The 12,680-nt window shown below is 42.8% G+C and carries 8 protein-coding genes; all 8 read left to right on the top strand.

Annotation, left to right across the window (positions count from 1 at the left end; genetic code table 11):
- The first annotated feature begins 23 nt into the window (after window positions 1-23).
- The 8 genes from ACSBL2_RS24140 (at window position 24) to ACSBL2_RS24105 (ending at window position 12,485) form a co-directional block, all read left to right on the top strand.
- Window positions 24-428 carry a Sec-independent protein translocase subunit TatA/TatB gene (locus tag ACSBL2_RS24140; RefSeq protein ID WP_442589110.1) on the top strand — a complete coding sequence of 135 codons (405 nt, stop codon included), beginning with the start codon at window positions 24-26 and terminating at the stop codon, window positions 426-428.
- A 6-nt stretch (window positions 429-434) separates the two neighbouring features.
- Complete coding sequence (locus tag ACSBL2_RS24135; protein ID WP_442589109.1) at window positions 435-644, top strand: Sec-independent protein translocase subunit TatA/TatB; 210 nt, start codon at window positions 435-437, stop codon at window positions 642-644.
- A gap of 46 nt (window positions 645-690) precedes the next feature.
- A complete protein-coding gene (gene gatA, locus ACSBL2_RS24130; protein WP_442589108.1) occupies window positions 691-2,127 on the top strand; it encodes an Asp-tRNA(Asn)/Glu-tRNA(Gln) amidotransferase subunit GatA in 1,437 nt (478 codons plus the stop codon).
- A 42-nt stretch (window positions 2,128-2,169) separates the two neighbouring features.
- The gene (locus tag ACSBL2_RS24125; RefSeq protein ID WP_442589107.1) at window positions 2,170-3,507 is read left to right on the top strand and encodes a transglycosylase SLT domain-containing protein; all 1,338 of its coding nucleotides are present in this window, start codon (window positions 2,170-2,172) and stop codon (window positions 3,505-3,507) included.
- A 349-nt stretch (window positions 3,508-3,856) separates the two neighbouring features.
- Window positions 3,857-4,441, top strand: a complete 585-nt coding sequence (ruvA, locus tag ACSBL2_RS24120; RefSeq protein WP_442589106.1) for a Holliday junction branch migration protein RuvA — start codon at window positions 3,857-3,859, stop codon at window positions 4,439-4,441.
- Window positions 4,442-4,473: 32 nt separating this feature from the next.
- Window positions 4,474-11,637 carry a cell surface protein SprA gene (gene sprA, locus ACSBL2_RS24115; protein WP_442589105.1) on the top strand — a complete coding sequence of 2,388 codons (7,164 nt, stop codon included), beginning with the start codon at window positions 4,474-4,476 and terminating at the stop codon, window positions 11,635-11,637.
- A gap of 53 nt (window positions 11,638-11,690) precedes the next feature.
- Window positions 11,691-12,071, top strand: a complete 381-nt coding sequence (gene gcvH, locus ACSBL2_RS24110; RefSeq protein WP_442589104.1) for a glycine cleavage system protein GcvH — start codon at window positions 11,691-11,693, stop codon at window positions 12,069-12,071.
- A 3-nt stretch (window positions 12,072-12,074) separates the two neighbouring features.
- Window positions 12,075-12,485, top strand: coding sequence for a VanZ family protein (locus tag ACSBL2_RS24105; protein ID WP_442589103.1), 411 nt, complete (start codon window positions 12,075-12,077; stop codon window positions 12,483-12,485).
- Window positions 12,486-12,680: the final 195 nt, after the last annotated feature.

Below are 12,680 nucleotides of genomic sequence, written 5' to 3'. Positions count from 1 at the left end.
TATACTAAAAAAATTGAGTCAAAATGTATCTGGGAATAATAGGTGAATTCTTAAACATGGGTGGCAGTGAGATCATGCTGATTCTTGCTGTTGTTTTATTGTTATTTGGAGGTAAAAAATTACCTGAGCTTGCACGCGGGCTGGGAAAAGGGATCAGGGATTTCAAGGATGCATCTGAAGGTGTAAAGCGGGAAATCCACCGGAATATAAATGCAATGGATATTGATGATGAGCTGAGGGCAGAAGAACGTACGGCAAGTACTTCAACAAGTACACGCACGCCTACCCAGACGCTGGAAGATCAGATGTATCCTAAAACTGAAGTGAAGGAACCCATTGATTTGAATAAAGAGGCTGCCCCGGCAGAAACTACGGATATTGCAGCGGCTGCGGAGAAAATGGAAACAGAAAAAAATAAAACTAATTAAAAGATCATGTTAAACACAACAATATTAGCAGCCCTGGGCACAACAGAGATTATCCTTATTTTAGTCGCTGTATTATTGCTTTTTGGGGGTAAAAAAATTCCTGAACTTATGCGTGGTCTGGGTAAAGGTATTAAAGAATTCAAAGATGGTAAGGATGGAGCAGATGAAAATGATGCTGTTGACCCTAACCGTACCAATACACGTAAACCTTTATAGGTTTAGCTGTTACAGAATTTTTTAACCCTTTAATTCCTTTCAATTTTTGAAGAAGTATAGCTCCTTAGCGGAAATACAGGCCCTGATCAGTACAAAACAACTTGACTTACCCGAGTTGCTTGATTATTATTTTACACAAATTGAAACCCATAAACACCTCAATGTTTTCAATGAGGTGTTTTTTTATTCTGCAAAAAACCAGGCCATCCTGGTGCAGGAAAAAATAAATAAGGGTACTGCAGGAAGACTTGCGGGAATGGTCATAGGAATCAAAGACAATATTCTTTTTAAAGACCATATCACTACGGCATCTTCAAAAATGCTGGAGGATTTCGTGTCTCCCTATTCCTCTACGGTGGTTGAAAGGTTATTGCAGGAAGACGCCATCATTATTGGCCGTACGAACTGTGATGAGTTTGCCATGGGAGGCTCCAATGAGACTTCTTATTATGGTGCTGTGCGTAATGCAGCCGATACGGAACGTGTGGCCGGAGGATCTTCCGGGGGCTCTGCTGTAGCTGTACAGGCAGACTTATGTCTGGCTGCACTGGGCACAGATACTGGTGGGTCGGTGCGCCAGCCCGCCGCTTTTTGCGGATGTATTGGATTTAAGCCTACTTACGGACGGATTTCGAGGTATGGCGTTATTGCCTATGCTTCTTCTTTTGACCAGGTAGGAACACTGACTTCTTCTGTAGCTGATGCCGCCCTGTTAATGGAGGTTTTGGCTGGTGCCGATGAACACGACAGTACGGTTTCCAATTTGCCTGTCCCGGCATATACAGATAAACTGGAAGATTCCAGGTCGAAGAAAATTGCCGTATTAAGGGAAACACTGGAAAGTGAAGCACTTGATCCGGATATTAAACAGGCTATTGTTGAGGCTATATCCCGGTTTAAAGCTGAGGGACATACTGTAGATGAAGTCTCTTTTGATTTGCTGGAGTACCTTGTGCCAGCTTATTATATTCTGACTACTGCTGAAGCCTCTTCCAACCTTTCGAGGTATGACGGTGTACATTATGGACACAGAAACCTGGAAGCGAAGAGCCTGAATGAATTGTATAAAAAGTCCAGGGCCGAAGGCTTTGGAGAAGAGGTAAAGAAGAGAATCCTGTTGGGTACATTTGTACTGAGTGCCGGATATTATGACGCTTATTATCAGAAAGCACAGCAGGTACGTCGCCTGATCAGGGATAAAATAGAAACCCTGTTTGCTGATTATGATGTGATCTTAACTCCTGTAGCTCCTACGCCTGCTTTTAAACTGGGAGAACATATGCAGGATCCGCTGGTGATGTATATGGCTGATATCTTTACGGTGCTTGCTTCTTTAACAGGTATTCCGGCAATATCAGTTCCACTGGGCAATAATGCCAGTGGTTTGCCGTTAAGTCTCCAGTTGATGGCAAAACACTTTGATGAAGAGGTACTGCTTTCATTATCAAATAGTTTTATGGATGTTATGTCCGACAAGGTTTAATTTTAATTAATATATTTTTGTTGCAGAATGCAATAAACGCCTATGAAAAGAACTGTACTCCTGCTCTCATTTTGTGTTTTACTGCTTATCGCCGCTAAAGGCTACACACAACAAAAGGTTAATCTTTTAGATTCTGCACGCCGTTTATCCGGCTTTTCTTCAGCACTGGTAGCAGCAGATACTACGCCCGTTCCCGCGATTATTGAGAATCCACTATTCTATAATTATAATTTCACCTACAAAAAGAGACTTGATTCTATTCAGCGTGATATTCCGCTAACCTATAACGAAGCTGTACAGCGCTATATTGATGTGTATGCGGGAAGGAAAGACATGATGGGCAAAATGCTTGGCCTTTCAGAATACTACTTTCCTATTTTTGAAAATGCACTGAAAGCTTATGATATTCCTTCAGAGTTAAAATACCTTCCTATTATTGAATCATCCATGAATTCTCATGCCGTTTCAAGGGTTGGTGCAACAGGTCTCTGGCAGTTTATGTTTTCTACAGCCAAAGGATACGGACTGAATATTGATAATTTCGTTGATGAACGTAAAGACCCTATACAGGCAAGCTTTGCTGCTGCAGCTTATTTCAAAGATGCTTATGCGGAACTGGGCGACTGGCTGCTTGCCATTGCTGCATACAACTGCGGTACTGGTAATGTCAACAGGGCAATAAATAAAGCACATTCGAGAGACTTCTGGGAAATCCGTCCTTTTTTACCTTTAGAAACACGTAATTATGTACCTGCATTGATTGCCGCTATTTATGTGATGAACTGCCCTGAGAAGCACCAGATTAAATCGCAGCAATCTGCTTTCGCGGCTAAAACAGATACGGTACAGGTGAGTAAAGTGATATCACTCTCAGATCTGGCGCAGGCACTTTCTATCCGTGAGGATGAGATCGTTAACCTGAATCCTTCCTATAAGAAAAAGATTGTCAATGGGTCTATGGAATTGCCCAAGCGGATTATCATGCCTAGTGCCAGTCTGGCTAATTTTGCAATGGTATATGACGTGCTGAACAACAGTATGCCTATAGAAGTAGATACGCGGGTTGTTCAGGCTTCAAATGACGACAGAAGAACCTTTAAAAAGGTTAAAGCGGTAGCCGTAGCCAAACAGCCTGCAATCGTTTATCATAAAGTTGGTGCAGGACAGAACTTAAGTGTGATTGCAGATCGGTATCATGTTGAAGTTCAAGATCTAAAGGCCTGGAATAAACTCAAAGGGAACAGTATCCTTCCCGGACAACGTCTGATTGTTTCTAAACGTACGGAGGCTACAGCAACTCCGGAAACTAAAGAAGGTAAAAAATATATTTCTTACCGTTCAGGAAATAGCCGCCATTCCCAGGCGACGGGTAAACTTTAGGGTTTATTAAACCGTATGGCTATATCCCTTCCTGGTTTCATTTGCGAAATGTCTTTGTTCAAATCACAGAAATTATAGTGCCTATTCTTTTTGTTCATCATTACGTGGTTACTATTTTTTTCTAAAATATTTCTTCATATTCGTTTATTGGAGGACTTTCCTGCTGCGTATTTTCTTAGGTTTGCTGGTCTGTTGTGTATTTGTGTAATTGAATAGGGTATGAGTTAAAAATCGTCTGATATGCTATTTTGGAGCCTATTTTTTATTTTAAGGAGTGTTAAAACTGTTGTAACTTGGTCCATGTGGTAGAACACAACAAATGAATACATACAAATAGAAAAAATAATTTATGTTTGATTATATCGACGGCAGGTTGACCTTTAAATGTCCTGCTTATATAGTTGTAGAAGCGGGTGGGATAGGATACCATATTAATATCTCTTTAAATACATATAGTAGTTTAGGGGATAAGGAAAGATGTAAAATATATGTATGGCTGCACGTTAAGGAAGATGCCCATACCCTGTATGGTTTTATGGACGAAGGGGAAAGAAGGTTATTTTTGCATCTGATTTCCGTGTCTGGTATAGGCCCTAATACGGGACGTATGATGCTATCTTCCATTACCCCAAATGAAATCCAGACGGCAATAGTAAATGCAGATCTGCCATTGATACAGCGGATCAAAGGTATTGGTGTGAAATCAGCACAACGCCTGGTATTGGAATTACAGGATAAGCTAAAGAAAGAAGGTACAGGATCATTAATTTCTGCTCCATTGAACAATACCATTCGTGAAGAAGCAATGTCCGCACTGATGATGCTTGGTTTTGCCAAGGCACCAGCAGAGAAGGCACTGGATAATGCAGTTAAAAATGCTGTGGGAGAACTCTCTGTAGAACAAATGATTAAAATTGCTTTAAAGAACTTATAATAATATCTGCGAACTTATAATTGGATCTGCCTTTGAGAAATAGCTTTACCCTGGTCGCTTTTTTGTTTTTTTCCTTTTTGGGGCAGCATGTATTTTCACAGGTGAGGCGGGGAACGAATGTCCGCGATTCTGTGAAAAATTCCTTTGGCCTTAAGGAAAAACAAAGACTCGGTATTGGCAATCCTTTCAGGTCATTTAATCCCCTTCCTGATAATGTAAAGAGAGAAGTGGAGTATGATGCAGTCAATAAATTATACATTATAAGGGATGTAGTAGGGGGAAGGTTTTTTAATCCCCCACAATATCTTTCTATTGAAGAGTACCAGCGACTGGTCAACAGTGAGATTAAAAGATCCAACTGGAGGGTGGGATCTAATGCTGAGATTGATTCTGTAAGAAATACAGGAATCATCCCCAGCATGAACATTTATAACAAATCATTTGAGCGGATATTTGGGGGAACTACGATTGATATTCAGCCAAGGGGGGAAGCGGAACTGACCTTTGTGGGAAGGGTGAACAGAAATGAAAATCCACTGTTTAATGAAAATCAGCGTGTACAAAGTAATTTTGATTTCACGCAACGTATTCAAATGGACCTGGTCGGCAATATCGGAACCAAACTGAAACTCAACATGAACTACAATACCGAGGCACAGTTCGATTTTGAGAATCAGGTGAAACTCGATTATACCGGTGGTGAGGATGACATTATTAAAAAACTGGAAGTCGGTAATGTGAGTATGCCCCTAAGTACCTCACTCATTACCGGAACCCAGGCTTTATTTGGGGTGAAAACTCAATTGCAGTTCGGCAAACTAAGTGTAACCAGTGTTTTTGCCCAGCAGAAATCACAGACCAGGGAGATTCAGATCAATAATGGGGCACAACAAAATGAATTCAGGATTGGCGGCGATAATTATGAAGCCAATAAACACTATTTCCTTGCCGCCTATTTCAGGAACAATTACAATAAGGCACTTTCTACCCCGCCAACCTTAACAACAAGTATAAATATTACCAAGATAGAGGTATGGATTACCAATAAGACAGGAAATACAACGGATTCAAGGGATGTCCTGGGATTTATAGATTTGGGAGAGAACCAACCTTTCAATACCAGTCAGCTGATTGGGGGTAATGGCTATTCGGCTTTGCCTTCAGGTTTCAGCCTTACACAGGGGCCACGCCAATCCAATGACCTGCTTTCTAAAATTCCTGCAAATGCACGACTGACGAATTCCAATGACATCATTTCCTTTTTCCAGGGCAATGGAGGTACAGACAATTTCGCCAAGCTGACTTATGCCCGTAAGCTGGCTGATAAGGAGTATACTTTTCATCCTCAACTGGGATATATCTCCCTGAATAATGCGCTGAATGCAGATGAGATCCTTGCTGTGGCTTTCAGGTATACTTTTAATGGCGTGGAATATCAGGTGGGCGAGTTTTCTACCGATGTCAGTTTCGATCAGGCTTCCCCCAAAGTGTTATATGCAAAATTATTAAAGAATGAAACCATCAAAACCAGCCTGCCTACCTGGGACCTGATGATGAAGAATATCTACTCCATAGGAGGGTATCAGATTAGTGGAGAGAATTTTAAACTTGATATATACCGGGTTGACAATAAAACGGGTTTTGAAAGTCCGGCCATACCTGAAGGAGAAAAGCTGGATGCAAACAGGATTCCACTGAAGGGAAAGTTATGGCTGCAGGTGACCGGATTGGACAGGCTGAATCAGCGGGAAGAGCGTAAGCCCGATGGGGTATTCGACTTCATTGCAGAGGATAAACCCTTTAGCAGTACCACAAGTTCCAGCATCACCTCTTCCCTCACAGGAACAAGCCTCTCCTCGATGGTATCGAACCTGACAACGGGTTACGTGACTATCGACCCTTTAAACGGACGCATTATTTTCCCTGTACTGGAGCCTTTCGGGCTTGACCTGGCCACACAGTTTAATCCCGCTGAACAAAGCCTGATTGATAAATATGCTTATCCGGCTTTGTATGATTCTACCAAGGTGGTTGCCCAGCAATTGTTCAGCAGCCAGAACAGGTTTATCATTAAAGGGTCTTACCAGTCTGAAGTGGCATCAGAATTCAGTCTGAATGCCATCAATGTGACGCAGGGTTCAGTAAAGGTGTTTTCCGGTACCATTCCCCTGCAAGAGGGGCAGGACTTCACTGTAGATTACCTGAGTGGTAGGGTAAAGATTATCAATACAGGTTTGCTGATCTCCGGGCAACCGATCCGGATCACGACAGAGAATTCCGAGTTATTCGGATTACAGCAAAGGTCTTTGTTTGGCACACGGTTCGATTATAAGGTAAATAATAAGCTGAACCTCGGTGCAACGTACATGAACCTTTCAGAAAAGCCGCTTACGGCGAAAGTGAATTTAGGAGATGAACCCATTTCAAATACCATTTATGGCTTCGACCTGAACTATAGCTCCTCGTCGCGCTACCTGACGAAACTGGTAGATAAGCTGCCTTTTATTTCCACAAAAGTCCCTTCCCGGTTTACCTTCTCAGGTGAGTTTGCCCAGCTGGTTCCAGGGCAGCCTGCGGTGCTGAATAATGGCCTTGATAAAGGTGGTGTGAGTTATATCGATGATTTCGAAGCTGCCCGTTCTGTAATAGACCTTAAAGCAGCCATTGCCTGGCAATTATCGGGTACCCCGCAGTTGTTTTCAGAAGCACAGTTAACGGATGACCTGGCCTACGGGTACAACAGGGCCCGGATCGCTTTTTATAATATTGACCCTACTTTTTATAACCGCACAGGAAACAATATTCCAGATAATTTACGGAATAACAGGACAGAGTTATCTAACCACCAGGTGAGGGAAGTCATTGAGCAGGAGGTTTTCCCGTTTAAGGAAAATGTGATCGGGCAAGCGGTGTCCCTGCCGACCCTGAATGTGGCCTTTTATCCGAATAAACGCGGGCCTTATAATTATGTGACCAATGGTTTTAACCAGGATGGAGAACTATTGAATCCGCGTTCCCGCTGGGGAGGTATTTTCAGAAAGATTGATGCCAATGATTTTCAGGCACTGAATATTGAATATATAGAACTGTGGGTAATGGATCCGAATATTGATAAACCCAATTCGCTGGGTGGTGATCTGTATTTTAATTTGGGGAATATTTCCGAAGATATATTGAAGGATGGCCGGAAATCGCTCGAGAACGGTCTTCCTCCCAATGAAGATCCCTCGAAATATGATGAAACAACCTGGGGTCGTGTGCCGAAGTTACAGCCTGTGATACAGTCGTTTGATAATGACCCTGCGGCAAGAAAATTGCAGGATGTGGGATTGGACGGTTTGGGGAACAACAATGAAAAGCTGAAGTTTGCCCCTGCACTTAACCAGATCAAAAGTCAGCTGAATACTACTGCTGCCCAGGAACTGGATAATGATCCCAGCTCCGATGATTATGTGTATTATAAAGGCCCGGCGCAGGACCAGGCCAATGCCGGAATATTGAAGCGCTATGAAAAATACAACGGCCCCGAAGGGAACTCGAAAACGGCACAGCAATCTTTAGAAGAATTGGGTATAGAGAATTCGGCTTCTACCTCTTTGCCTGATGGGGAGGATGTGAACAGGGATAATAACATGACCCAGTCGGATGAGTATTTTCAGTATAAAGTGTCCATGCGCCGTGGAGACCTCGAAGTCGGAAAGAACTACGTGACCGATGCGGTGACCTCGCAGGTGAAACTGGCCAATGGACAGACAAAGGCGGTCACCTGGTACCAGATCAGGATTCCTCTGGCAGATTATGAACAGAAGGTAGGTACCATACAGGATTTCAGGTCCATCCGTTTCTTCAGGATGTTCCTGACTAATTTTGCTGATACTGCGGTACTTCGCTTTGCAAAAATACAACTGGTGAGAGGCGACTGGAGGAAATATAACAGTGAGAATATCGGGACGGAGCTGATTACCGATCCGGGGTTAACAACGGTAGTGCCCGATAATTCTACCCTGGATATCACTACTGTGAATATTGAAGAAAATGGTAAAAGAAGTCCCATTCCTTATGTTGTTCCGCCGGGGATTGTAAGAGAACTCGATTATACGAACTACAACAGCAATACGCAGCAGAATGAGCAGTCGCTTTCTTTCACTCTCCGTAACCTGCGTGACGGTTATGGCCGGGCTGCTTTCAAGACTGCATTAAATGATTTCCGTTCTTACAAAAGGCTGAAGATGTTTGTCCATGCAGAAGCCTTCGGGAATACTTTATTGAATGATGGGGACCTCAGTGCTTTCATCAGGATCGGGACGGATAACCGGGATAATTATTATGAATATGCGCAGCCTTTAAATGTGACGCAGCCGAATACCAGTGATCCTTATGCCATATGGCCAGATGCCAATTTAATGGATATTGAGCTGAAACTCTTCCAGGATATTAAAATTGCGAGAAATAAGGCGAGAACAGCAAACGGAGATGCATGGGATATCAGTGAACCCTTCAGTTATATGGTGGACGGTAAGACCATCACTATAAAAGGGCAACCGGATATGGGGCAGGTGAGGGTGTATATGCTGGGGGTAAAAAATCCGCTAAAAACAGGACCTGCTGATGATGGAATGGAGAAAAGTGCACAGATCTGGTTCAATGAATTAAGGCTGACAGAGTTTGACCAGCGTGGGGGCTGGGCGGCAGCAGCAAGGATGAATGTCCAGTTGGCAGATTTTGCAGAGGTTAATGTTTCCGGCAGCAAAGCGACCATTGGTTTTGGAGTGCTGGATTCAAAAGTGAGTGACAGGAACAGATCAGACAACACTTTTATTGATGTATCTACCAGTATGGAGCTGGGTAAGTTCCTGCCGGTAAGTACAGGGATAAAAATTCCTGTTTATGTGAGTTATTCAAGGCAGGTAAGTACGCCACAATTTGATCCGAAGATGCCGGATATAGAACTCAAAAGGGTGTTGAAATCAGCCACGAAAGAGGAAAAGAAGGAAATCCTGGATTATGCACAGGAGGTGGTGACACGGAATAGTGTCAATTTTACCAATGTGCATAAGGAACGCGTAGATCTGGAGAAAACACCAAAAGTATGGGATGTGGAAAACCTGAGTGCCAGCTATTCTTATTCCAATCTGATGGCACATGATTTTATCAATGAGCGAACAATCCAGAGGACTTACCGGGGCTCACTCGCTTATAATTACTCCGGACAGTCGAAGGTATACAAGCCTTTCGAGAAGATCATCAAGGCAAATACCCTGGCTTTGCTGAAGGAGATCAATTTCAGCCTGCTGCCGAATGCCATTAATTTCAGGGTGGACGTTGACCGCTATTATGCAGAGAATACCTTGCGGAATAATGATCCGCTCAATGCAATCCCGATTAATACCACCTACAATAAAAACTTCCTGGTGACCAGGGTGTATGGTATTTCCTGGAACCTTACCCGTTCACTGACGCTGGATTTTGATGCGACCAATTATTCCATCATCGATGAACCCGATGGAAAGATTGAAGGGATGAAGAGGGATACGGTATGGCAGAATATGAAACGCCTGGGCAGGACGACGGATTATACCCATAACCTGAATATTGCCTATGCCCTGCCGATCAATAAAATACCGGGAATGGATTGGGTGAATGTAGCTACCCGCTACGGTACCAGCTTTAACTGGCAGACGGAAGCTTTGTCCACCCTCCAGGATCCTTTAATTAACCTGGGCAATACGATACAGAACTCACGTACGGTACAGATCAATCCTACACTGAACTTTGCCAGTTTATACAACAAGATCGGATTCCTGAAACGTGCGAAAAGTAATGCCGCGGATGATAAGGGTGGACCAGGGTTTCTATTGGGGTTACTCACGAGTATCAAGAATGTGAATGCTGCCTATACAGAAACCAAAGGGATATTCCTACCGGGGTATCTGCCAACCACAGATTATCTGGGTATTGATGCTGTCACCGGATCTCCGGGGCTGGGCTTCGTTTTTGGAAGCCAGCGTGATATCAGACAGATGGCCCTGACCAATGGATGGATCACCACAGATACATTGCAGTCCCAATTGTATATCAATACCCTGCGGGAGGACTTAAGTATCACCAGTGTATTGGAGCCTTTCCGTGATTTCCGTATTACCCTGACGGCAAACCGTAACCAGACGATGAATTATTCTACCAATTTCAGGTACGACAACAGTTCAGACAGCTTCCGTAATCTGAGTCCGACGACCACGGGTGATTACAGTATTTCCTATATTACTTTTGGTACTGCCTTTTCAGATAAAAACGGAAGTACCGTGTCAAAACTATTTAATAAGTTTATGGCCAACAGGCAAATCATATCACAGCGCCTGGGAGCCCTGAATACCAATTCTTCCGGCAGCAGCGGTGGTTATGCAGATGGGTATGACCGGAATTCGCAGGATGTAATCATTTCTGCTTTCATGGCTGCCTATACCGGTAAAAGTGCATCTTCCATCAGCTTAAATGCTTTCCCCAAAATACCGCTGCCCAACTGGAGAATTAACTATGGTGGATTATCGAGGATAGCGCTTTTACAGGAAAATTTTAAATCGATAGACCTGAGGCATTCCTACCGTTCCGTTTATAGCGTAAACGGGTTCAATTCACTCATCCGTTACCAGGAAACCGACGGGTTTGTGAACAGCAGGGATGATAACAATAACTTCCTGCCCTTTTACCAGTTTACACAGGTGACCATTGCAGAGCAGTTCTCCCCACTGATCGGGATAGATACCCGTTTGAAGAATAACCTTACAGCCAGCTTTGAGATGGGCAAAACCCGCCTGCTGGGGCTGAGTCTGTCCAACAGTCAGCTGGCGCAGCTGTCAGAGAACAATATGGTTTTCGGCATTGGTTACAGGACCACAAAGTTCAGGTTCCCATTCGGCTTGTTTAAGCAACTGAAAATGGATAACAATATGGATTTTAAACTGGATATCGCAGTTCGTGACAATAAAACAGTGATCTACCGGGCAGATATCCTGGAAGCAGAGGTGTCATCAGGGGCTAAAAATATTACTTACCGCCCAAGTGTCGATTATATTCTGAACCAGCGCTTTAATGTGAAGGTATTTTATGATGCGAACATTACAAAACCTTATACCTCACAAACATTTAATACCTCTTACAGTAATTTCGGGTTTAGTTTGAGGATAACACTGAATTAGCATTGGGATAAATCGGGAGATTAATTACCTTTGAAAAATCAAATCAAATCATAATGAATTTTCCATCAGAATTAAAGTACACTAAAGACCACGAATGGGTTAAAGTTGAAGGCGACGTAGCTATTGTAGGTATAACTGAATTTGCACAACGTGAGTTGGGTGATATCGTTTATATTGATATCAATACCGTTGGTGAAGAAGTGGGTAAAGATAATGTTTTCGGTACGGTAGAAGCCGTGAAAACAGTGTCTGATTTATTTATGCCGGTTACTGCAACTGTTTTAGAAATTAATGCTGCATTGAATGACAGTCCTGAGCTTGTGAATTCAGATCCTTATGGTGATGGATGGATGGTGAAGGTAACTTTAGCTGATGTATCAGATTTGGACGGATTATTGACTGCAGAAGCTTATCAGGCCCTGGTTGGTGCATAATCAATGAATAAAAGACTGGAAAGAATAAAATATCAGCGCTGGGCACTTCTGTGGACCGTAGTGATCTTAATTCTTTGTAATATTAAAATGCCCGACTCCGATGGAACGGGCTTTTTTTTTAAAGGATTTGATAAAGTCGTGCACCTTGGATTTTTCTATGTGCTGACTATACTGCTGTTTTACGGGAAGATCGTCAATCAGCATAAGAGTTATAGCTTCCGCTCACTCACTATATTTAAGATCATTGTCCTTACTTTTTGTCTTGGTGGCGCAATTGAACTGATTCAATGGAAAATCTTTACTTACCGCTCTGCGGAATGGTGGGATCTGGCATGTGATATGATCGGTGTTTTCATGGGTGTATTCAGCTACGTTATTTTACATAAATGGAATTATAATGAAAAGAAACCTTAGTCTGCTGCTTTTAATTTTATTCTGCATGGCCAGCAGTGGCTGCGGCATCTTTAAAAGGGGCTGTGGTTGCCCTAAAGTAGTTTATATCAACGTACTACAAAAAATGAACGACAAAAAATCCTAAGGCTATTTCCTCTTCCTTGCTATAAATCATCAGAGAATAATCCTGGTGATTTATTGTATCTTGAATGTTAC

Origin of the sequence: Pedobacter sp. AW31-3R (genome assembly GCF_052180285.1) — a bacterium.
GTDB lineage: Bacteria > Bacteroidota > Bacteroidia > Sphingobacteriales > Sphingobacteriaceae > Pedobacter.
This window is presented reverse-complemented; position numbering and strand designations above follow the sequence as displayed.